The sequence below is a fragment of the Flavobacterium sp. HTF genome, assembly GCF_003105115.1.
Taxonomy (GTDB): domain Bacteria; phylum Bacteroidota; class Bacteroidia; order Flavobacteriales; family Flavobacteriaceae; genus Flavobacterium.
The window spans coordinates 69417-91255 of record NZ_QETH01000011.1; the positions used below are offsets into that span (position 1 = coordinate 69417).

Below are 21839 nucleotides of genomic sequence, written 5' to 3' on the forward strand. Positions count from 1 at the left end.
ATTTTTTCTTTTCTTTTAAAGAATTTCTTCGCAGGTAAAAACTTCTTTTAACCGAACTCCTTTTTCAGTATGCTCAACGGTTATAATCTGGTTGTGCGCATCGTGTTCTAAAAACAAATAATGGTTGTTATCTGCTGCTGCATTCAGGAATTTAGATTTTTCCGGCATTGTCAACAATGGTCGTGTATCATATCCCATAACATACGGCAACGGAATATGTCCGGCTGTAGCCAATAAATCGGCACAAAAAACGATGGTTTTATCCTGATATTTTATGTGTGGAATCATTTGTTTTTCGGTATGACCATCAACGTAGAAAATATCAAAACCTAATTCCTCTGAAAACCCAAAATCACTATTTGGCCTTTGAATAAAATTCAACTGCCCGCTTTCCTGCATGGGTATAATATTCTCTGTGAGGAAAGAAGCTTTTTCACGGGGATTTGGTTTAGTTGCCCATTCCCAATGATTTTCGTTTGTCCAGTATTTTGCATTCTTAAATGCCGGTTCGTAACCTGTTTTATCAGAATTCCATTGTACACTTCCCCCGCAATGATCAAAATGAAGATGAGTCATAAAAACATCTGTTATATTATCCCGTTGAAAACCATATTTTGCTAAAGATTTATCTATGGAGTGAGAACCCCAAAGCGAATAATAACCAAAAAACTTTTCTGATTGCTTGTCTCCCATTCCGGTGTCGATCAAAATCAGCCGGTTTCCGTCTTCTATAAGCAAACAGCGTGCTGCAATATCAATCAGGTTATTGCTGTCGGCCGGATTGGTCTTATTCCAGATTGTTTTTGGCACAACGCCGAACATGGCGCCTCCGTCTAGTTTAAAATTTCCGGATTCTATTGGGTAAAGTTTCATGAGAGTAAATTTCAATATTGGAAACAAAGCTAGGAAATTGGATTTCTTTATGCTAAGATTTGAAACTAAAAAACTCCCTAATAGTTTTAATCGAGTGTGATAGAAGTGCTTCCTATTATTTCTTGTTTATCAAAGAAATTCACAAAATAAGTTCCTTTTTTAAATTGATATTCATTTGCAGGATTCAAAATCCCATAAATATTTGCAGGTTTCCCCTGAAAATCAACAGCAACTATAAAACTGTACACCAAAGCTTTTCCGTTATCAAATTCTATCAGCTTATTTTCGCCTAAAACCGAATTTTTTTGATCTAAAACCTGAATATAAAAAACTCTTTTCCCGGTTTTGGCAGCAGAATTTCCCGTTACCGAAAAACTCACTTTAAATTTTTTGGTATTTCTGGCTTTGTCGGTTTCAATTTCCTTACCCGAACTTTTTTCCCTTAATGCAATAACATTAAAATTATCAGATGTTAGTTTAGAAGCATCCTTGAGACTGTATTCCAGTTTTTTTTGTTTTGAAATTAAGGTATCATTTTCTTCCTTTTGTTTACTCATAATAAGACTCTGACTTTGAATTTCAGTGAGCAGGGTCTTATTTTGTGATTTTAATTTTTTAATTTCCAGAACTTTGGCATTTAAACTGGAAAGCTGTTTTCTGTAGATTTGTATTTGAGAAGGAGAAGGATTTTCAGAAGCTTTAATAATTTCCATTAAATTTTCAACATTTTTTCTTTCAATCTCCAGTTCCTGAGACAATGCTGTTTTTTCTAATATAGCAACATCATAAGCTAATTTTAATGTAGCGAGAGAATCTAATATATTTTTTTGTGCCAGACTTTGCCTGTTATTTTCTGAAAAATGGCTGGTTATTGTCCTGGCTTTTTCACTTTTATTTGGTTCGTTACTAAAAACAAATACTGTAATACCTAATCCAAAACCACAAAATACTAATAAAAGTGCTTTCAACCATTTGTTTTCATGCTGTTTTTTCATAATTTCTCACAATTTTACGCAAAAATAGCAATAAGTAACGAATTAAAAATGCGTATAAACACCCTTTTTTTAACATATTTATCATATTATTGATACTTAAATCCTACAAAACGATTGTTTTTTTAATAATTATGCAAATATTTTAAAAAACTTCTTTTGTTTATTCAAATATTAAACGATTTGGATTATTAAATAACTTCTGTCTATTTTAACATTTGTTATAATAATGTGAACCATTATGGAAAAAGGTTTTTAAGTCGTATCTTTGCAGATAATTTCATTTCAGCATTGACAGACAGCACTTTAAATTGTAATAAATTCATTACCATTTCAGATGCAGCCTAAAATGAATGAAAAAGATAAATACCATAAATACAATGATAAAAGTTTCTGATACAGCCAAAAAGAAAATCATCGATTTGATGAGTGACGATGGTTTTGATGCCGCTCATGATTACGTACGCGTAGGTGTGAAAAGCGGTGGATGCTCTGGTTTGTCATATGATTTAAAATTTGACAAAACAAAAGGCGACGACGATAAAATATTTGTAGACAACGACATCACAATTGCAGTTGAGAAAAAGTCTTTTCTTTATTTAGCAGGAACAACTCTTGAGTTTTCAGGCGGATTAAACGGAAAAGGTTTTGTCTTTAACAATCCAAATGCAAGCAGAACTTGTGGTTGTGGAGAGTCATTTTCACTATAAATAAAGAATATAAAGCTTAAATTCTTCGAAAAAATCAAACATTTCTAAGGGTTTTAAAAAACTAAAAAATGTCAAAATATACTGAAGACGATTTAAAAATCGAACTCGAAACTAAAGAATACGAATACGGTTTTTATACCAATATTGAATCGGAGACGTTTCCTATTGGCTTAAACGAGGATATCGTTAGAGCTATTTCTCTTAAAAAAGAAGAACCGGAATGGATGACTGAATGGCGCATCGAGGCTTTCCGTGCCTGGAAAGAAATGATTGAGCCTGAATGGGCAAATGTTCATTATCAAAAACCAGATTTTCAGGCCATTTCATATTACTCAGCCCCAAAACAAGTAGATCCAAACAAAACTTTAGATGATGTTGATCCGGAACTTCTTGAAATGTACAAAAAGTTAGGAATTTCTGTAGACGAACAAAAAATGATGAACAATGTCGCTATGGATATTGTAGTCGATTCTGTTTCTGTTGCTACTACTTTCAAGAAAACATTAGGAGAAAAAGGTATTATTTTTTGCCCGATTTCTGAAGCTATAAAAGAACATCCGGAATTGGTTCGTAAATATTTAGGAACTGTTGTACCACAAAAAGACAACTTCTACGCAGCATTAAATTCAGCGGTTTTCTCTGACGGAAGTTTTTGTTATATTCCAAAAGGCGTTCGTTGCCCAATGGAACTTTCAACCTATTTCAGAATCAATCAGGCAGGAACCGGACAATTCGAAAGAACTTTGGTTATTGCCGATGCAGGAAGTTACGTTTCTTACCTAGAAGGTTGTACCGCTCCAAGCCGTGACGAAAATCAATTACACGCTGCTGTGGTTGAACTAATCGCTTTGGATGATGCTGAAATTAAATATTCTACCGTTCAAAACTGGTTTCCTGGAAACAAAGAAGGAAAAGGTGGAGTTTACAACTTCGTTACAAAAAGAGGTTTATGCGAAACAAACGCTAAAATCTCCTGGACACAAGTTGAAACAGGTTCTGCAGTGACCTGGAAATATCCTTCTTGTGTATTGAAAGGTGACAATTCAGTAGGAGAATTTTATTCAATCGCTGTTACCAATAATCATCAACAGGCAGATACTGGAACTAAAATGATCCATTTAGGAAAAAACACTAAATCGACTATTATTTCTAAAGGTATTTCGGCTGGAAAATCACAAAACAGTTACCGTGGTTTAGTGCAAATTTCGCCAAGAGCGGAGAATGCAAGAAACTTTTCGCAATGTGATTCTCTTTTAATGGGAAACAATTGTGGAGCGCATACTTTCCCTTATATCGAAAGTAAAAATCCATCCGCAAAAATAGAGCACGAAGCCACTACAAGTAAAATTGGAGAAGATCAGGTTTTTTACTGCAACCAAAGAGGTATCCCGACTGAAAAAGCGATTGCCTTAATTGTAAACGGTTTCAGTAAAGATGTATTGAACAAATTGCCAATGGAATTTGCTGTGGAAGCGCAAAAATTATTGGAGATTTCGTTAGAAGGATCTGTAGGATAATATTTAAACTCAATCGTTATGAATATTACTTTAAAAAATGTAAACAAAAAAGATTTTCCAATTTTTAAATCATTGGCAAAATCTCTTGGTTTTGAAATTATTGAAGAGAAGGAAGAAAGCCCATACAATCCTGAATTTGTAAAAGAGATTTTACAAGGACAAAAAGATATTAAAGAAGGTAGAGGCATCAAAATGACAATGGAGGAATTACGAGCTTTATGCAAATAATATTTACTCCAAAAGCAAAAAAAGATTTAGATTTTTGGGTCAAATCTGGAAACAAGAATATTTTAAAGAAAATTAATGCTTTAATTGAAGACATACAACTTCATCCATTTAGTGGAATTGGAAAACCAGAACAATTAAAATATAATTTGTCTGGAGTATGGTCAAGAAGAATTGATCAAGAGCATCGATTAGTATATGAAATTATTGACGAAGACACAATTGAAATACTAAATCTCCTTTCATTAAAAGGGCATTACGAATAAGTATTAATGGAAAATAAAAAAGTCATCATTTTAGGTTCATCCAGAAAAAATGGAAACACAACAAAAATTGTGGATGAAATTTCTAAGGAGCATCATATTGATGTAGTGAATTTAAGTGATTACAATATTTCGTATTATGATTACGAAAGCAAAAATATAGACGATGATTTTCTTCCTTTAATAAGACGAATACTGGAAGAATACGACACTTTACTTTTTGCAACGCCGGTTTATTGGTACAATATGAGCGGTATTATGAAGGTTTTCTTTGATCGTATTTCAGATTTAATCCGAATTGAAAAAGAAACCGGAAGAAAACTAAGAGGAAAGAAAATTGGAGTGATTACAAATTCACACGATAATGAAATCGAAGACAGTTTTTACATTCCGTTCAAAAAATCAGCCGATTATTTAGGCATGGAATATTTAGGACACGCGCATTTTAATGCCAACATCCTAAACCAACAAACAAAAATAGAATTGACATTTATATAAAATAAAAAAACAATGTTATCAATAAAAAACCTTCACGCCTCAATTGGTGATAAAGAAATCCTGAAAGGAATTAATATAGAAGTTAAAGCTGGCGAAGTACACGCTATCATGGGACCAAACGGTTCTGGAAAAAGTACACTTTCGGCTGTTATTGCCGGAAACGAAAACTACGAAGTTACGGATGGAGAAGTTTTCCTTGACGGAGAAGATCTTGCTGATTTAGCTCCGGAAGAAAGAGCACATAAAGGAGTTTTCCTTTCTTTTCAATATCCTGTAGAAATTCCTGGAGTTAGTGTAACTAATTTCATGAAAACGGCCATCAACGAAACTCGTAAAGCTAACGGTCAGGAAGAAATGCCAGCGAACGAAATGTTGAAAGTAATTCGTGAGAAATCGGAATTATTAGAAATTGATCGTAAATTTTTATCTCGTTCTTTAAATGAAGGTTTTTCCGGAGGAGAGAAAAAAAGAAACGAAATTTTTCAAATGGCAATGTTAGAGCCAAAATTAGCGATTCTTGACGAAACCGATTCTGGTCTTGATATCGACGCTTTAAGAATTGTAGCTAACGGAGTGAACAAATTAAAAAGCGACAAAAACGCAATCATTGTTATCACACACTACCAACGTTTGTTAGATTATATCGTTCCTGATTTCGTTCACGTTCTTTACAACGGAAGAATCGTAAAATCCGGAGGAAAAGAATTGGCTTACGAGTTAGAAGAAAAAGGATACGACTGGATTAAGGCAGAGAACTAAAATTTGTTTCAGGTTTCATGTTTTTTTTAGTTTCAAGTTGAACTACATTTTGTAAGTTTAAACTTAAATTACTAAAATAGAAATTATGGCAACAATAACTCGATTTGAGGATTTAGAAATTTGGAAAGAAGCTCGACGATTAGCAAAGGAAATTCATCTCATTGCAGTTCAAACAGAGTTAAAATCAGATCTCAAATTTAAAAATCAAATAAAAGATTCTTCGGGTTCCGTAATGGATAATATTGCTGAAGGTTTTGAAAGAGATGGGAATTTAGAATTTCGACAATTTTTATCTATCGCAAAAGGTTCAGCCGGAGAAACAAGATCTCAGTTATATCGTGTTTTTGATTTTGAATATATTTCGGAACAAAAATTCGAAGCTTTAAAAACAGATTATGAAAATTTAAGTGGCAAAATAAAAAACTTTATCACTTACCTAAATAAAAAAGATTTCAAAGGAAATAAGTTTCAATAGAAAAACCTGAAACAAAAAACCTGAAATAAAATGGATTTCAAAGGAATTAAGTTCCAGCAGTCAACCTGAAACTTGAAACCTGAAACACCGAAGGAAACAAAAGAACAATGGATTTAAAAGAAAAATTAGTATCGTCTTTTATGGCTTTTGAAGAGCGTGTCGATGTACATTCAGATTTACATGACATACGCACAAATGCCTTAAAAAACTTCGAAAATAAAGGTTTCCCAACCAAAAAAGAAGAAGCTTGGAAATATACATCGCTAAATGCCATCTTAAAAAATGACTTTACGGTTTTTCCAAAGCAGGAAAATGCAATCGAATTTAATCAGGTAAAAAAATACTTTTTACACGAAATTGATACTTACAAATTAGTATTTATCGACGGTGTTTTTAGTTCGCATTTGTCTTCTACAACGCATGACGGAATCGATGTTTGCTTGATGTCATCGGCATTGACCAAGCCAAAATATAAAATGATTATTGATACTTACTTTAATCAAATCGCCAGTAAAGATGATAGCTTGACTTCATTGAATACTGCATTTGCAAGTGAAGGTGCTTTTATCAATATTCCGCAGAAAAAAGTGGCTGACAAACCAATTGAGATTATGTATTTCTCAACAGGAAACGAAGCGGCTTTAATGGTTCAGCCAAGAAATTTGGTAATTGTGGGTGAAAATTCACATGTTCAAATTATCGAACGTCACCAAAGTTTGAATGAAAATCCGGTTTTAACCAATTCGGTTACTGAGATTTTTGCTCAAAAACGTGCGATTGTTGACTATTATAAAATTCAAAACGATAATAGTGAAGCCAATTTAATTGACAACACTTACGTTTCGCAACAACAAGAAAGTCATGCTTATGTTCATACTTTCTCTTTTGGTGGAAATTTAACTCGTAACAACTTAAACTTCTATCACTTTGGTGAAAGATTAACCAGTACGTTAAACGGAATTTCGATCTTAAATGACAAACAACACGTTGACCATTATACTTTGGTCAACCACGCAACGCCAAATTGCGAAAGTTTCCAGGATTATAAAGGAATTTTCTCTGATCGTTCGACAGGAGTTTTCAACGGAAAAGTTTTGGTAGAAAAAGAAGCTCAAAAAACAAATGCTTTCCAAAAAAGCAACAATATTTTATTGAGCGATAAAGCTACAATCAACGCAAAACCACAATTGGAGATTTTTGCAGATGACGTAAAATGTTCGCACGGTTGTACCGTTGGACAGTTGGATGAAACAGCAATGTTCTATATGCAGTCTCGTGGAATTCCTCAAAAAGAAGCTAAAGCTTTATTGATGTACGCATTCTCAAATGCCGTGATCGAAAGCATTAAAATACCAGAATTAAAACAAAGAATTACTAAAATCATTGCCATGAAATTAGGCGTGAATTTAGGATTTGATTTGTAGCAGATTCTATTTATAAAGACAAAAAACCGATAAGCTTTTAAAGTTTATCGGTTTTTTTGTTTGCTACTCCTGCAAGGTTTCCAAAACCTTGTAGGTATTATTTACGTTTCTATACCTACAAGGTTTTGGAAACCTTGCAGGAAGGGAACAATTTTTATTTCTTCACACTCTCAATAATCCCCTTCAAAAACCCATTAAAATCAAATCCCGGCTCCTCTTCCTTCACTCCCATTCTCACGATTACCATATCTAAAGACGGAATAATCGCCACCATTTGTCCTTGATATCCACTGCAATAAAACATATCACGTGGAACATCTGGAAATTTTCCTCCGGCATTTAGCCAAAATTGCGCTCCATATTTTCCTTCAGAAGTATTGGTTGGAGTTGCTGTGTATTTTACCCAGCTTTCGTCCAGAATTTGTTCGCCGTTCCAATTTCCTTTATGAAGATATAATAATCCAAATTTCGACCAATCTCTTGGCGTTGCCCAACCGTAAGATGAACCTACAAAAGTGCCAGACATATCTTGTTCGACGATCATCGAATTCATTCCGATTTTGTCGATTATGGCGCTGTACCAAAAATCAAGATATTCCTGTTGTGTTTTAAATTGTCTTCTCAAAATCAGAGACAATAAATTGGTTGTTCCGGATGAATAATTCCAATGTGTGTTGGGCTTAAACTGAGCCGGCTTATCCAATTGTACTTTTCCCATATCTTCTGCCTGGAAAAGCATTTTTGTAGCGTCACAAATGGTACTGTAATTTTCCTCCCATTCTAACCCGGAATTCATGTGAAGCAAATCATTGATCGTAATAATTTTACGCTCATCGTTTTGCCATTCTTTGATTGGTGCTGGTTTGTAAATATCGATTTTTCCTTGTTTCGCCAAAACTCCAAAAGCCGAACTTGTGATACTTTTTGTCATCGACCAGCCTAAAATTTTGCTGTCTTTATTGAAACCCGTGTCGTATTTTTCACCAATCAATTTATCTTTATATAAAACGACAACGGCACGTGTACGTTTTGTTTTTCCACCATTTTTATCAAAAGAATCATCAATAGCTTTTTTTAATTTTGAGTAATCAACATCTGCGAAAACGGAATCTTTCGGTTCATTATTTCCATATGGAAAAGGAAGATTATTGACCAATTTTGTTCTTTTTGGAAGTAAGTAAGGCTTTGAAGCATCAAAATTATCATTGATCAAAGTTGCCCCAAGACCTTCTCTGTAAATCGCTTTTCGTTCTTTCAGTCCATAAACAGAAGAAACAGCAAATTTTCCCGCATCATTAATTGAATTTTCCGCCAAATCTATCATATCGATATCATTGTCCGTTTTCTGAATTAAGTCTAAGGGGCGATTATCCAGAAAATGTCCTGATGCTACACTCTTAGCCGAAAAACCGGAGATTAAATCCAGCTTTGGATAAGTGGTAAATCCGAAATACAAAAAGGCAAGAACCAAAACAAGCAGAAGTACTTTGAGAATTTTTTTCATGATGTATTAGATATTTTTAATGCAATATAAATAATTTATGTTCATGATTTTAGAAGTCAAATTATAATTCTGGTTCGGATAATTCAGAAAAGGGATTTGATTTTTAAGGAATCAGCATTTAGGCCTGCAATCAATGGTGCTATAAAAGGAAATTATAGAATTGCCGTAGAAACCAATTTAGTTTTAGTACTTTTGTAAATAGATTTTTTCTAAATAAGACATGCTAGATATTCAAAAAATAAGAGCTGATTTCCCGATACTTTCACAAACTGTAAACGGAAAGCCATTAGTATATTTCGACAACGGAGCTACTTCGCAAAAACCACAAATTGTAATTGATGCCGAAGTAAAGTATTATCAGGAAATTAACGCCAATATTCATCGTGGCGTTCACACATTAAGCCAGTTAGCTACTGATGCTTACGAGATTTCTCGTGGTAAAGTAAAAGATCATATCAATGCAAAACATGCTCACGAAGTACTTTTTACTTCCGGAACAACACACGGAATTAATTTAGTAACAAACGGTTTTGCTTCAATTCTAAAACCTGGGGATGAAGTAATTGTTTCTTCTTTGGAACATCACAGCAACATTGTGCCCTGGCAGATGTTATGTGAAAAAACCGGAGCCACTTTAAGAGTGATTCCAATTAATGAAAACGGAGAGTTGATTATTGAAGAATTTGATGCGCTGCTTTCAGAAAAAACGAAAGTCGTTACCGTTAATCATATTTCAAATGCATTGGGAATCATTAACCCAATTAAATATATCATTGATAAAGCTCACGCTGTTGGTGCTGCTGTTTTAATTGACGGCGCGCAGGCAGTTCCGCATTTAAAACCAAATGTTCAGGAATTAGATTGCGATTTTTATGCTTTTTCAGGTCATAAAATGTGCGGCCCAACCGGAACCGGAATTTTATACGGAAAAGAAGAATGGCTGAATAAACTTCCTCCTTATCAGGGCGGTGGCGAAATGATTAAAGAAGTTACGTTTGAGAAAACAACTTACGCCGATCTTCCTCATAAATTTGAAGCGGGAACACCAAATATAGCGGGCGGAATTGTTTTAGGAACTGCAATTGATTATTTAAACAGCGTTGGTTTTGAGAACATTCACGAATATGAAAATGAACTTTTGAAATACGCTACAAATCGTTTATCTGAAATCGAAGGTTTAAGAATCTACGGAACAGGAAAAAATAAAGCTTCTGTAATCTCGTTTAATATTGATGGTATTCATCCGTATGATATTGGTTCCATTATCGATAAGTTAGGAATTGCAGTTAGAACCGGACATCATTGCGCACAGCCTATTATGAATTTCTTCTGTATTCCCGGAACAATCCGTGCTTCTTTTTCTTTTTATAATACCAAAGAAGAAATTGATTTAATGGTCGATGCCGTTAAAAAAGCACAAACAATGTTAAGCTAAAAAAATTAAATATATGCGAATAATATCATTATTACTTTTAACTGTTTTTATAGCAACTGGCTGCTGCAGTCAAAAAAAAACAGACATGAAATCTACTCAAATTGAATACTCGGCTCTTTCTAGAGGATATTATAAAAAAATCCTTGTTGAAAACGAATCAGTATCTGTCACAAATGGCAGAAATGAGGAAGCTGTACAAAGCAAAATAGATGCTGCAAAATGGAATAAAATTGTAGATGAGTTTTCTAAAATAAACTTAGACAGTCTCGCTACATTAAAAGCTCCAACCGAAAAGCGTTTCTATGACGGTGCAGCAATAGGAAATTTAAAAATAACAACAAACGGTAAAACCTACGAAACACAAGGTTTTGACAACGGTTTTCCTCCAAAGAAAATTGAAAAACTGGTAAACCTGCTAGTAGATTTTACGAAAGAATAATTATGACGATAAAAGAAATTCAGAACGAGATAATAGACGAATTCTCAATGTTTGATGACTGGATGCAGCGTTATGAATACATCATCGAATTAGGAAAAAGTCTTCCTCTTATAAAAGAAGAATATAAAAAAGACGAAAACTTAATCAAAGGATGTCAGTCTAAAGTCTGGCTGCAAGGAGAACAGAACGATGATAGAATTGTTTTTACGGCAGACAGTGATGCTATTTTGACTAAAGGAATCATTGCAATTTTAATTCGTGCTTTCTCTAATCAAAAAGCTTCGGATATTATAAATGCTGACACTGAATTTATAGACGAAATTGGATTAAAAGAACATTTATCTGCTACACGCGCAAATGGTTTGGTTTCGATGATCAAAAACATCAAAATGTACGCTTTAGCTTTTGATGCAAAAAACAAAAATTAAGAAATTTTAAACCATATAAGTAATATAAGAAAATTTAAGTTTTGCTTTAAATGAACTTATATTACTTATATGGTGAAAAAACAAAAACAATGGAACAAGAAATAGACACAAACGAATTAGGAGAATCAATTGTAAAAGTTTTAAAAGGAATTTACGATCCTGAGATTCCTGTTGATATTTATGAATTAGGGTTGATTTACGACGTAATGGTAAATACAGATTACGAAGTAAAAATCCTGATGACACTTACATCTCCAAACTGCCCGGTAGCGGAAAGTTTACCAAGAGAAGTGGAAGAGAAAGTAAAAAGTATTGAAAACATCAAAGATGTAGACGTAGAAATTACTTTCGATCCGCCCTGGAGTAAGGATTTGATGAGTGAAGAAGCAAAATTAGAATTAGGAATGCTTTAATATTTGTTTCAGGTTTCAAGTTTCAGGTTACGCAACCTGAAACTTGAAACCTGAAACTAAACTTTTCATATGGAAGAAATCATCAATAAAGTTGCCAATAGCGCTTTAGAAGTTTTTGATCTTGAGGATTATTATCCTAAAGGAATGCGTGTGCAAATTGATATTTCACAGTGGCTTCTGGAAGGTTTTTTATTGAAAGAAAAAGACTTTAGAGAACATTTGAAAAATCACGACTGGACTCAGTATCAGGATCAGTATGTGGCTGTAAATTGCAGCACAGATGCTATTGTTCCTACTTGGGCATCAATTTTAGTTGCAGTTCATCTGGCACCTTATGCAAAAAAGGTAGTCAACGGCACTATTGAAGATCTGGACGGAAGTTTGTACGAAGAAATCCTTAGCAAAATCGATTATTCAGAATACAAAAACAAACCCGTTATTGTAAAAGGATGTTCAAAGAAACCGGTTCCGATGCGCGCTTATATTTTAGCCACAACTTATTTACAGCCTTTTGCAAGAAGTATTATGTACGGAGAGGCTTGTTCTGCTGTACCTTTATACAAAGAATCTAAGAAATAGCGTACTTCAATACCCAATTAATCCTACAGAATCTGCTTGGTTTTTAGTATATTTGTTAATATACACTTAAACTAAATACCATGAGAAAGATATTTATACTACTCTTCGTTTTAGCAAATATTACTTTTGTTCAAGCCCAAAATTCAGAAAAAGAATTAGTTCAAAATACAGAGAAAGCTGTAAAAAAAATCAATGATACTATTGAAGAAGAAGGCTGGAAAGCGAAAGGGACAGTATCTCTTTTATTAAATCAGTCCAGCTTTAATAACTGGATTGCCGGAGGTGAAGATAGCTTCTCAGGAACTTTAGGAATCAATTACGACTTCAATTATAAAAAAGACGACATAACCTGGGATAATAAAATCCTGGCTTCTTACGGGCTTTTACAAACTAAAACAGCCGATTTCGAGAAAAAGACTGATGACCGTTTAGAATTTAATTCAATTGTCGGAAAAAGAGCTTTTGGAGAATGGTATTATTCTTTCTTCCTGAATTTCAGAACCCAGTTTTCTATCGGTTATTTATACGGAAAAGATGAAAATGGCAAAGAAATCCGGACAAAAAATACGCAATTTATGTCTCCGGGTTATTTAACCACAGGTCCGGGTATCTATTGGTCAAAAGATGAAAATCTAAAAATTAACTTTGCACCATTAACGTCAAAATTCACTTTTGTCGATGGTGCTTACACATCTGCAATAGATCAGGAAACAGGTTTGCCGTATGTAGATGGGGCTTATTTTGGTGTAGATGCCAACAAAACTATGCGTTACGAACTTGGTTTTTATTCTTCTGTATATTACAAACTTGCCATAATGACAAATGTAACCGCTGAGAATACACTGAATTTATATTCTAATTATTTAGAAGACCCTCAAAATGTAGATATCAATTACTCTTTGAATATTATCATGAAAGTGAATAGATTTCTATCAGCCAATTTAAACTTCCAGGCAATTTATGATGATAATGCTTTTCAGGGATTTCAAACGAGAGAAGTGTTTGGTTTAGGAGTTAACTTCGGATTTTAATTTGAAACTGAAAACCGCTTATATTTTACCGCAAAGAGCGCCAAGATTTTATAAGTTAGGTTTTATATAAACACAAAGTTCGCAAAGCTGTATGTAAATTTAGCTTTGCGAACTTTGTGTTTTGTGAAGATACTTTTATATTATCCTGGCGCTCTTCGCGGTAATTTATTCCTGCTCTTCTTCTTCTTCTTTTTCAACAGCATCCTTATAATCCGGATACAGGAATTTATTATAAGGGAATCTCGTGATATGAATCTGACGGACAGCTTCATATACCGTTTCTCTGAATTCCTCAAAATTTTCTTTATTGGTTGCCGAAATAAATAACGCATTATTCTCACCAACATTACTCATCCAGGTTTGTTTCCATTCCTCTAATGTGTAATGTCTTCTTGTTCTCTCAGTGATCAGATCGTCTTCATCTATCGTTAGGTGTTTATAGGCATCAATTTTATTAAAAACCATAATAGTTGGTTTGTCATTACTTTTGATATCTAATAAAGTCTGGTTTACAGATTCAATATGATCTTCAAAATCCGGGTGTGAAATATCTACAACATGCAAAAGTAAATCTGCTTCGCGAACCTCATCCAGCGTACTTTTAAAAGAGTCTACCAATTGGGTTGGCAGTTTTCTAATAAAACCTACCGTATCAGAAAGTAAAAATGGCAGGTTTTTAATTACCACTTTTCTAACTGTTGTATCAAGAGTTGCGAATAATTTATTCTCTACAAAAACATCACTTTTACCAATCGCATTCATCAAAGTCGATTTTCCAACATTGGTATAACCTACAAGCGCCACACGTACCATCGCACCACGATTACTACGCTGAATACTCATTTGTTTGTCGATCGTTTTGATTTTATCTTTCAGTAACGAAATCCTGTCACGAACAATACGTCTGTCTGTTTCAATCTCCGTTTCTCCAGGCCCACGCATACCAATACCACCTTTCTGGCGTTCAAGGTGTGTCCATAAACCGGAAAGTCTTGGTAATAAATAAATACATTGTGCCAGTTCTACCTGAGTTCTTGCGTATGAAGTTTCGGCTCTTTGGGCAAAAATATCCAGAATCAAATTGGTTCTGTCTAAAATTTTACAATCAATAATTCTAGAAATATTCTTTTGCTGAGATGGCGATAATTCATCATCAAAAATCAGGGTTGAGATATTATTTTCTTTTACAAAAAGATTGATTTCATCTATTTTTCCTGTCCCGACAAAAGTCTTAGGATTTGGACGTTCCATTTTTTGAGAAAAACGCTTAATCACCTCACCTCCTGCGGTAAAGGTCAAAAACTCTAATTCGTCTAAATATTCGTTAAGCTTTTCTTCACTTTGATTTTGAGTAACAATACCAACAATGGCCGTTTTCTCAAAATTTATAACTTCTTTTTCTAACATATCTTTGAATAAGATGCAAATTTAATAATTTGTAAGACACTAACACTTATAGAATTTTGTTTTTAAGTTCAATTTATGAATGTCTCATTTTCCTGTAAAAATAAAACCATTTAAAAATTAGGAATAATTTCTAAATGGTTTTAAAAAAGATCTGGAAAAATCTTTATTCGTAAATAAAGGTTTTCTCTGTTTTTACAATTCCGTTTTCCTCAATCTGAGAGCAAGAGATAGGGAAATTCAGTTTATTGTATTTGTATTTTCTGCTTACGGCTACCAATGCTGTAGACGAAGGGCTAAAATTCATTTCGTTGTTATATGAAATCGTTTCAAAGCTAAACTCATCTTCATGATAAGAAATCATCGGAACAATAATTTTATAGTTATCTCCAAACAGGTTCTGAACGATTAACTGATCAACCGATTTTTTATCGTCATAAGTATAGGTTTTAGAAATTTTATCACCAACCAAACCTTTATGTTTTGCAACATTATCATTTACATAAACATATTCTATTTTTCCGATAATGGCTTTATTTCTGTCACGTGATGTTCGTCTTACAATAATACCATTTTCAACAATGTATTCGATGTCATCAACCAAATTCTGGTGGTTGGTACTTTTTTTGGTTGTTGCTTTTATGCGGGCACCTTCATAAACAAAAGTTACTGTTTTAGTGATGTAATCATTACCCTCATGATATTTATTTACAAATTTTATAATGTTATTATCTGCATCATAAGTATAATTGATAACTTCTTTCCAGTCGCTTCCAACTTTTTCTTTTACAGTCATATCCAATAATCCATTCTTATTATAAAAGAATTTTTGGATAACATCAGAAGTGGTAATTGTTTGTATTTTTCCATCAGCAAATACAATTGTTTTGTTTACAATTTCACCGTCTTTATAGTTTTGGTAATTTGTTTTTACAATGTTGATTTGCTTTAATTTAACCGGAGGAGCATCCTGACTATGCAACAAACTTGGGAATACCATCATTAAGATGGCCAATAAGTAGATTTTTTTCATGGTATTTGTATCAATTTGGGAAAGCCAAAATACAAAATTCCTATAAAAATCAACAGTATCGGGTTCAAAAAGTATTTATTTTTAAATAATTATCTTAAAATCAATACTTTATTTTGACTATCAAAAAATTTGTAGCTATTTTTCTCCAAAAATCTTTACGTCATCTACCATAAAAGCACCATTTAATGTTTTGTCTTTTCCGGATCCAATATACCTGAAAGCAATATTTATCTTTCCTTTATAAGATGATAAGTCAATACCTCCAGAAGTTATAAACTGGCGTGCAGGTGTAGACAAATTTGCAATTTTTGCGTCTAACTTTGTCCATTTGGCTTTTGTAATATTGGAGCCATCAAAATTCGTTGACACGTAAACTTCTAAAGAATTTAATGGTGAGTCCACTTTTAAATCATGTTGTGCATTTCTGAAAGATAAAACAGCATTATTATAACCGTCTAAATTAATTTTCGGCGAAACCAGCCATGCAATATTTTCAGCAGCACTTGTGCTTGTCGTATTAAATTCGGCATAACCATTTCCTGAATACAGCATACTTTTCCATAATTTGGTCGCTTTTTCTACTATGTTACTCCAACCCGGAAGAGCAAAATTCACATTGTTTTTTACCGATTGAAAATCTTCATAAAACAACGGAATACTTCTTTTTCCTTCCATTACAAGATCACTTTCGTATCTCGCCATCAATTGATAATCCGAACCATATTTTGTGAGGATACCTCGTACTTTTCCGCTTCCGGGAGGCACTGAACCAGATGCAAAATTCGCAAAACTACTGGTCCTGAAAATAATCTGATTACCGGTTTTGTCTGTTAAATTCCAATTTGTAGCACCGCCAATATTGTTTGATTCCTCAAAATAATGCCTGCCGATTGCTTCTTCTGCAAACTGAACGTCTTTGAGCTCAATCAGAGTATTCAGTCTGTTATCCTTTAATGCTTCTTCAACAGAAACAGATTCAACAAGTTGATTTTCATCAACAAGCGTACATGAACCATTCAGCACATTTTTATAATCATTTTTAGAAATCCTTCCTATCGTAGGTTCTCCTGAATTACTAATATACAAACTGCCTATTTGCAAACCGCCGTAATATAAACCTGTAAATTGATTTTTGAGTTTAATGTACACCTTGTTTCCTATTCGAAAATCAACATAGGTATTTGTGACATCAACCGGAACATTCAATCCTGTTGCCGGTTTCCTGTCTGTAGCCATTGTTTGCAGATAAATCGTCTTGAAAAAATTACCTCCTTCATCAGTAGAAATTACATATCCTTCAATAATATCATCAAAACTATATTGCTTTGGCACTGAGCCCGAAAGATCTTTTACTTTTTCTACCGTTTGATTTACGGCCAGATTGGGCTGTGTGCATTCTAATTTTGGAATTTCAACTTCTTTACTACAGGCAAATAAAAACAATAATGGTATTGCTAAAAAAGATTTTAAGAGTATATTTTTCATATATGGGATGTTTTAAAATTTTATAAATTAATACTTAGATTTATGAAATAAGTTCTTCCATATCCATAGAAATATTTTGCACCAAAGGATGGTGTACCACTAGAAATATCCTGATTAAGAGCCCTGAAATTGGCATTGCGTGCCTGTTCAAATCCTCCTGTTTTATAAGAAACATTCAGAAGATTATTGACGCTGGCAAAGAGTCCGATATATTTTCCAAATACGTTCCATGATTTGCCTCCCGAAATATTTAATAAAGAAACAGGGTTAAATTTTTCCTGCTTTAATAACTCTTTTGCCCGCTCTTCCGTCGCTTCCGAAAATATCAAACTGTTTTTAGGATTTTTATAAAAACGATCTGTTCTGGCAATTGGCGAAACATCAATATAATTTTCTGCTAAATAATTAATATTGGCACTGAGCCACCAAAATTTTGGATCCCGGTATTCCAGTCCAAATGAATAAGCTTGTTGTGGCATTCCTGGCTGCTTGTAATTTTTAAGATATGATTTGCCAAAATCAAAAGTCGCCTGCGTATTTTCTTTACCTGCATTTGCATCATTAGTTATCGAGACATTCGGATTACTGTTATAAATATAATTTCCATACGCAGCAGATAAGGTTGCTTTTAAAGTTGGCGAAACCTGATATTCAAAACTCAGTTCGGCACCAATATTTTTCTTGTCAAGATGAGTCAGGGTTTGTGTTACAAAAGCATCCGTATTATTATAACCGGCGCCTTTATCAAAGATTCCTTCTGCATAAAAAAAGGAAGTTCTGGCAGTGTTTTTTATCAAAATAAAATAAGCCGTCGTCCTAACCTTAAGTTTCGGTGAATGATAGACATAATTTCCCTCAGCACTACTGATATTTTCATTTTCAATTCCGTCTACAATAGAGTTGTTGAGTCGGGAATTTGAAAAAGTATTTCGAAGTGAAGGCGCTCTTGTAAGATGCATTCCATTAAAATACAACCATTCTTTTCCTGAGATTTTATAGGTAAATCCGCCTTTGAAACCGAAATTTTCAAAATTCACTTTTTGACTTTTTCCAAGAGATGTTGTCGGATAGATTCCGTTTTGATACAATCCTTCTCTTTGATAGTCGGTTACAGAATAAGATTGACCCAGATATACATCTATTTTTTTATAATTGAATTTAAACTGTGTAAATGCTTCAATTGTCGTTGCCAGAAGATTATAATTATATCCATAAGTGTCACCCTTTTTTACCAGACGATATGGTTTTTGCAAATCAGATTGTGCCTGATTACCACTGTAAAAAGGATCTATATCTTCAAAATATAAACCTCCTAATAAATCTAAAAGATGCTGAAACTGATGTGATTTCAAATTTTTAAAGCTAATCCCACCGTAAAAAGAACTGTTATCTGTGAGTTTACTATTTAAGTTTGTGTTTGCTGCAAAAGTTTTATCATCTGTCCGGTCTTCATACAAAACATAATGGCTTTGTGCCGGCTCATAACCTGAAATTTTTCCGTTATTTATTATTGGCTTTTGGTTTGTCCTGTACATTGTCTCCCAGTCAATTTGTGAATTCTGCAAAAACAATTCTTTATTTTCTTCAGCCTTTGTATAATCTGGCGTAAAATCTCCCGAAAATTCGCCTTTATCTTTTGCATATAGTGATGTGTAATAACTTGGTAATTTTCGGTAGTAAACTGGATCCGGACTATTTGTATTTTGGTAATCTATATTAGTATTTCCTATTTTACCAAACTGATACGTTATACCGGAATTCAGGTTTGTTTTTTCATTTATCCTAAAGTAATGATTGAGCATGAGTAGCGGCTCCTCTATATTTTTGACTCTTGCATTTCTTTTTTCTCCATTTTGCCAGCCCCAATAGGAGTTATATTTATTGTTTGTTACCCCGGTAACTTCATTTGTATTTGCTGAATTTTTACCGCGCGAATTGGGTGTATAAAACCCGGTAAAATTGAGAGAATGCCTGTCATTTAATTTTTTTTCGACACTTATAAAAAAAGATTCTGCATTGAAGTTTGTCCCTTCAAAATAACCTTCGTTTCCAATTCGTTTTCCTGCCGAAACTACATAAGCCCAACCCGAAGAACCGATTCCCGAAGCATACGTGCCAATCGCCCGCCAATTATATGTAGTATTACTTCCGGAGAATGAAATTCTTCCGCCTTTACGATAACCTGAAGCTCGTGTGTAAATTTGCTGTGTTCCTAATATTCCACCAAAAACATAATCTGAAGCAGCAGCACCAACTGAGAATTCCTGATTTTTAAGTACGTCATTTAATCCTCCCCAATTTCCCCATTGCGGCCTTCCGTCATAAATTTTATTCATGGGCATTCCGTTGAGCATCATAGTTCCGTTCTCACTGTCTAAACCACGAATTTTAAACCTGGCTTGTCCCCAACTAAAAGCAGAAGCCTGAAAGAAAGCATCTTTTGACGATTGCAAAAGCCCTGAAGTCATTTCAGAAGAACTATTATCGTCTGTCAGATCACTTTCTAATAATGAAATTAAAGTGCCGGGTATTTCATCTGAAAAATTTTCTTCCAGCTGTAAAATCCCAAGATTAGTATCTGAATTTAAATTGACTTTTAAAAGCAAATCCTTATATCCATTACTATGCAACAGAAGTAATTGTTCTCCTTTGAGAGAAGAATGAATTGTAAATTTTCCGTTTGTTTTGGTAAGTTGAGTGACAGAAGAATTCTGAATACTGACTACTACATTTCCTAATGGATTTTGTGTTTTTGCTTCTATTACTATTCCTGAAATAATAGTTTCCTGTTGTGCAAAAAGAATATTAAAAGGCAATAAAATAAAAAACATCAAGTACTTTTTTCTCATAAAAAACACCAATAAACTTTGATAAATTGTTAGAATTAAAATGTTTATGTCTAAACATCCTGATTGTTTTACATCAAAGGATAAATTGGTTTTTGAAAAATAGTCGATTCAAAGATAAATAATATCTTTTATAATCATATTTTTCCTGTTAATTTATTTTAAAAAATATAATTTTATACTCTATTTTGTAAATAGTTATTTGATTTTCAAATATTTGTCTTAAGTCGTTCTGATTTTAGAAACCATAAAAGCAATCAGAACACCAAAAATTCCGATAAAAGCAAAAGAAAACTGCAGTCCAAAATTTTGCGCAATATGCCCAATTATAGGAGGTCCCATTAAAAAACCAAGAAAACTAACGCTTGAGACAATGGTCAGTGCTTCTCCTGGAGGAACAGTAGGGTTTTTTCCTGCCATACTGTAAACTGTAGGGACAATGGTAGCAACACCCAGACCAACAAGCATAAAGGCAATTGTACAGGGTATAATATAAGGAAGGAAAACAGCAGTAAAAAGTCCGGCAGAAATCATAACACCACTAATTTGCATCACACGCTCGCGGCCAAATTTATTGATTAATCCGTCACCTAAAAATCGTCCGCTGGCCATCATAATCATAAAAGAAGTATAGCCTAAAACTACCAAAGGACCCGGAGCCTGTACAATATCTTTAAAATAAACTCCGCTCCAGTCAAACATTACGCCTTCGCTCGCCATGCTGCAAAAACCTATTACGCCGAGCCAAAGCAAAGCACTGTCTGGTTTGGTAAATAATTTTTTCTTTTGTCCTTTGTCTTTTATTTTTTCTTTGGCTCTGACCAAAAATTTAAAATTGAAGGCAACCATAAGTAGTACAATTACACCCACAATTAAGAAATGGTGCAACGGGTTTAGATTTAAAGCCAGCATTCCTAATCCTACCAGCGCACCTGTAAATCCGGCAAAACTCCACATACCATGAAATGATGACATAATCGTTTTCTTAAAAAGAACTTCAGTGTAGACACCCTGAGTATTTACGGCGATGTTGGCTAAGTTTCCGAATAATCCAAACATAAACAAGCCCAAAGACAATTGTAATGCTGTAGTGGCCAGACCTAAATTGGCCAGACATAAAACATACATTATCAAAGAAAAAATTAAAATGCGATGACTTCCAAATTTCGTAACCATTTTTCCTGAAAAAGGCATTACGACCAATTGTCCCATTGGCAAAGCAAAAAGGATAGAACCCAAATCTCCTTCGGTCAGATGCAGCGCTGTTTTAATATCCGGAATACGACTGGCCCAGGTGGCAAAACTTAAACCCATCCCAAAATAAAACATTCCAACAGCAAAACGAATCCTGTTCAGATAAGAAGCTTTTGCTTCTCTGAAAACTTTCTTGATTTTACCTTTGGTCTGAAAAAGAGATAATGGATTAAAATTCCCCAGCATATTTGGTTTGTTTTTGTGATAATTTCAAAAATACTAAAAAGCTATCTGATACTGTAATGCGCAAAG

The 21839-nt window shown here is 33.8% G+C and carries 22 protein-coding genes; 14 read left to right on the forward strand and 8 right to left on the reverse strand.

What is annotated here, in order from left to right; translation table 11 throughout:
* Positions 1–15: 15 nt before the first annotated feature.
* Both DCO46_RS05515 and DCO46_RS05520 read right to left on the reverse strand, forming a co-directional pair.
* A complete protein-coding gene (locus DCO46_RS05515; RefSeq protein ID WP_116751563.1) occupies positions 16–873 on the reverse strand; it encodes an MBL fold metallo-hydrolase in 858 nt (285 codons plus the stop codon).
* An 86-nt stretch (positions 874–959) separates the two neighbouring features.
* The gene (locus DCO46_RS05520; RefSeq protein WP_116751564.1) at positions 960–1868 is read right to left on the reverse strand and encodes a hypothetical protein; all 909 of its coding nucleotides are present in this window, start codon (positions 1866–1868) and stop codon (positions 960–962) included.
* Between the two features lie 377 nt (positions 1869–2245).
* Between DCO46_RS05520 and DCO46_RS05525 the strand changes: the two genes are divergently transcribed.
* The 8 genes from DCO46_RS05525 (at position 2246) to sufD (ending at position 7736) form a co-directional block, all read left to right on the forward strand.
* Entirely contained in the window at positions 2246–2575 is a 330-nt protein-coding gene (locus tag DCO46_RS05525) for a HesB/IscA family protein (protein WP_116751590.1), read from the forward strand.
* 68 nt (positions 2576–2643) lie between these two features.
* The gene (gene sufB, locus DCO46_RS05530; RefSeq protein WP_116751565.1) at positions 2644–4092 is read left to right on the forward strand and encodes a Fe-S cluster assembly protein SufB; all 1449 of its coding nucleotides are present in this window, start codon (positions 2644–2646) and stop codon (positions 4090–4092) included.
* A gap of 18 nt (positions 4093–4110) precedes the next feature.
* Entirely contained in the window at positions 4111–4320 is a 210-nt protein-coding gene (locus DCO46_RS05535; RefSeq protein ID WP_116751566.1) for a DUF2683 family protein, read from the forward strand.
* Positions 4311–4583: a Txe/YoeB family addiction module toxin gene (locus tag DCO46_RS05540; RefSeq protein WP_116751567.1), complete on the forward strand. Its 273-nt coding sequence runs from the start codon at positions 4311–4313 to the stop codon at positions 4581–4583. The genes DCO46_RS05535 and DCO46_RS05540 overlap by 10 nt, the downstream gene beginning before the upstream one ends.
* A gap of 6 nt (positions 4584–4589) precedes the next feature.
* A complete protein-coding gene (locus DCO46_RS05545; protein ID WP_116751568.1) occupies positions 4590–5078 on the forward strand; it encodes a flavodoxin family protein in 489 nt (162 codons plus the stop codon).
* Between the two features lie 12 nt (positions 5079–5090).
* Positions 5091–5837, forward strand: a complete 747-nt coding sequence (gene sufC, locus DCO46_RS05550; protein ID WP_089053659.1) for a Fe-S cluster assembly ATPase SufC — start codon at positions 5091–5093, stop codon at positions 5835–5837.
* Positions 5838–5922: 85 nt separating this feature from the next.
* Complete coding sequence (locus tag DCO46_RS05555; RefSeq protein ID WP_116751569.1) at positions 5923–6312, forward strand: four helix bundle protein; 390 nt, start codon at positions 5923–5925, stop codon at positions 6310–6312.
* Positions 6313–6419: 107 nt separating this feature from the next.
* Entirely contained in the window at positions 6420–7736 is a 1317-nt protein-coding gene (gene sufD, locus DCO46_RS05560) for a Fe-S cluster assembly protein SufD (protein WP_116751570.1), read from the forward strand.
* A gap of 154 nt (positions 7737–7890) precedes the next feature.
* On the opposite strand, the gene DCO46_RS05565 is transcribed toward sufD, so the two are convergent.
* Complete coding sequence (locus tag DCO46_RS05565) at positions 7891–9240, reverse strand: serine hydrolase domain-containing protein (RefSeq protein ID WP_116751571.1); 1350 nt, start codon at positions 9238–9240, stop codon at positions 7891–7893.
* Positions 9241–9460: 220 nt separating this feature from the next.
* Between DCO46_RS05565 and DCO46_RS05570 the strand changes: the two genes are divergently transcribed.
* The 6 genes from DCO46_RS05570 to DCO46_RS05595 all read left to right on the forward strand — a co-directional run bounded on the left by DCO46_RS05570 (position 9461) and on the right by DCO46_RS05595 (position 13565).
* Positions 9461–10675, forward strand: coding sequence for an aminotransferase class V-fold PLP-dependent enzyme (locus DCO46_RS05570; protein ID WP_116751572.1), 1215 nt, complete (start codon positions 9461–9463; stop codon positions 10673–10675).
* Positions 10676–10760: 85 nt separating this feature from the next.
* The gene (locus tag DCO46_RS05575; protein WP_317048038.1) at positions 10761–11114 is read left to right on the forward strand and encodes a hypothetical protein; all 354 of its coding nucleotides are present in this window, start codon (positions 10761–10763) and stop codon (positions 11112–11114) included.
* Between the two features lie 2 nt (positions 11115–11116).
* Positions 11117–11542 (forward strand): SufE family protein, encoded by a 426-nt coding sequence (locus DCO46_RS05580; RefSeq protein WP_116751574.1) that lies wholly within the window; start codon positions 11117–11119, stop codon positions 11540–11542.
* An 89-nt stretch (positions 11543–11631) separates the two neighbouring features.
* On the forward strand, positions 11632–11955 hold the full coding sequence (locus DCO46_RS05585; RefSeq protein ID WP_116751591.1) for an SUF system Fe-S cluster assembly protein: 324 nt from the start codon (positions 11632–11634) through the stop codon (positions 11953–11955).
* 69 nt (positions 11956–12024) lie between these two features.
* Positions 12025–12534 carry a DUF2480 family protein gene (locus DCO46_RS05590; RefSeq protein ID WP_116751575.1) on the forward strand — a complete coding sequence of 170 codons (510 nt, stop codon included), beginning with the start codon at positions 12025–12027 and terminating at the stop codon, positions 12532–12534.
* A gap of 80 nt (positions 12535–12614) precedes the next feature.
* Positions 12615–13565 (forward strand): DUF3078 domain-containing protein, encoded by a 951-nt coding sequence (locus DCO46_RS05595; protein WP_116751576.1) that lies wholly within the window; start codon positions 12615–12617, stop codon positions 13563–13565.
* Between the two features lie 165 nt (positions 13566–13730).
* Here the strand turns inward: DCO46_RS05595 and hflX are convergent, their stop codons facing one another.
* The 5 genes from hflX to DCO46_RS05620 form a co-directional block, all read right to left on the reverse strand.
* Positions 13731–14972 (reverse strand): GTPase HflX, encoded by a 1242-nt coding sequence (gene hflX / locus DCO46_RS05600; RefSeq protein ID WP_116751577.1) that lies wholly within the window; start codon positions 14970–14972, stop codon positions 13731–13733.
* A 163-nt stretch (positions 14973–15135) separates the two neighbouring features.
* On the reverse strand, positions 15136–16002 hold the full coding sequence (locus DCO46_RS05605) for a hypothetical protein (RefSeq protein ID WP_116751578.1): 867 nt from the start codon (positions 16000–16002) through the stop codon (positions 15136–15138).
* Positions 16003–16137: 135 nt separating this feature from the next.
* Entirely contained in the window at positions 16138–17487 is a 1350-nt protein-coding gene (locus tag DCO46_RS05610; RefSeq protein ID WP_116751579.1) for a DUF5689 domain-containing protein, read from the reverse strand.
* A 20-nt stretch (positions 17488–17507) separates the two neighbouring features.
* On the reverse strand, positions 17508–20336 hold the full coding sequence (locus tag DCO46_RS05615; protein WP_116751580.1) for a carboxypeptidase-like regulatory domain-containing protein: 2829 nt from the start codon (positions 20334–20336) through the stop codon (positions 17508–17510).
* A gap of 219 nt (positions 20337–20555) precedes the next feature.
* Entirely contained in the window at positions 20556–21773 is a 1218-nt protein-coding gene (locus DCO46_RS05620; protein WP_116751581.1) for an MFS transporter, read from the reverse strand.
* Positions 21774–21839 lie beyond the last annotated feature (66 nt).

What these genes read in the sequence shown, in the direction of transcription:
- DCO46_RS05515 (WP_116751563.1), bottom strand. Translation starts at nt 873, where the DNA reads ATGAAACTTTACCCAATAGAATCCGGAAATTTTAAACTAGACGGAGGC.
- DCO46_RS05520 (WP_116751564.1), bottom strand. Translation starts at nt 1,868, where the DNA reads ATGAAAAAACAGCATGAAAACAAATGGTTGAAAGCACTTTTATTAGTA.
- DCO46_RS05525 (WP_116751590.1), top strand. Translation starts at nt 2,246, where the DNA reads ATGATAAAAGTTTCTGATACAGCCAAAAAGAAAATCATCGATTTGATG.
- sufB (WP_116751565.1), top strand. Translation starts at nt 2,644, where the DNA reads ATGTCAAAATATACTGAAGACGATTTAAAAATCGAACTCGAAACTAAA.
- DCO46_RS05535 (WP_116751566.1), top strand. Translation starts at nt 4,111, where the DNA reads ATGAATATTACTTTAAAAAATGTAAACAAAAAAGATTTTCCAATTTTT.
- DCO46_RS05540 (WP_116751567.1), top strand. Translation starts at nt 4,311, where the DNA reads ATGCAAATAATATTTACTCCAAAAGCAAAAAAAGATTTAGATTTTTGG.
- DCO46_RS05545 (WP_116751568.1), top strand. Translation starts at nt 4,590, where the DNA reads ATGGAAAATAAAAAAGTCATCATTTTAGGTTCATCCAGAAAAAATGGA.
- sufC (WP_089053659.1), top strand. Translation starts at nt 5,091, where the DNA reads ATGTTATCAATAAAAAACCTTCACGCCTCAATTGGTGATAAAGAAATC.
- DCO46_RS05555 (WP_116751569.1), top strand. Translation starts at nt 5,923, where the DNA reads ATGGCAACAATAACTCGATTTGAGGATTTAGAAATTTGGAAAGAAGCT.
- sufD (WP_116751570.1), top strand. Translation starts at nt 6,420, where the DNA reads ATGGATTTAAAAGAAAAATTAGTATCGTCTTTTATGGCTTTTGAAGAG.
- DCO46_RS05565 (WP_116751571.1), bottom strand. Translation starts at nt 9,240, where the DNA reads ATGAAAAAAATTCTCAAAGTACTTCTGCTTGTTTTGGTTCTTGCCTTT.
- DCO46_RS05570 (WP_116751572.1), top strand. Translation starts at nt 9,461, where the DNA reads ATGCTAGATATTCAAAAAATAAGAGCTGATTTCCCGATACTTTCACAA.
- DCO46_RS05575 (WP_317048038.1), top strand. Translation starts at nt 10,761, where the DNA reads ATGAAATCTACTCAAATTGAATACTCGGCTCTTTCTAGAGGATATTAT.
- DCO46_RS05580 (WP_116751574.1), top strand. Translation starts at nt 11,117, where the DNA reads ATGACGATAAAAGAAATTCAGAACGAGATAATAGACGAATTCTCAATG.
- DCO46_RS05585 (WP_116751591.1), top strand. Translation starts at nt 11,632, where the DNA reads ATGGAACAAGAAATAGACACAAACGAATTAGGAGAATCAATTGTAAAA.
- DCO46_RS05590 (WP_116751575.1), top strand. Translation starts at nt 12,025, where the DNA reads ATGGAAGAAATCATCAATAAAGTTGCCAATAGCGCTTTAGAAGTTTTT.
- DCO46_RS05595 (WP_116751576.1), top strand. Translation starts at nt 12,615, where the DNA reads ATGAGAAAGATATTTATACTACTCTTCGTTTTAGCAAATATTACTTTT.
- hflX (WP_116751577.1), bottom strand. Translation starts at nt 14,972, where the DNA reads ATGTTAGAAAAAGAAGTTATAAATTTTGAGAAAACGGCCATTGTTGGT.
- DCO46_RS05605 (WP_116751578.1), bottom strand. Translation starts at nt 16,002, where the DNA reads ATGAAAAAAATCTACTTATTGGCCATCTTAATGATGGTATTCCCAAGT.
- DCO46_RS05610 (WP_116751579.1), bottom strand. Translation starts at nt 17,487, where the DNA reads ATGAAAAATATACTCTTAAAATCTTTTTTAGCAATACCATTATTGTTT.
- DCO46_RS05615 (WP_116751580.1), bottom strand. Translation starts at nt 20,336, where the DNA reads ATGAGAAAAAAGTACTTGATGTTTTTTATTTTATTGCCTTTTAATATT.
- DCO46_RS05620 (WP_116751581.1), bottom strand. Translation starts at nt 21,773, where the DNA reads ATGCTGGGGAATTTTAATCCATTATCTCTTTTTCAGACCAAAGGTAAA.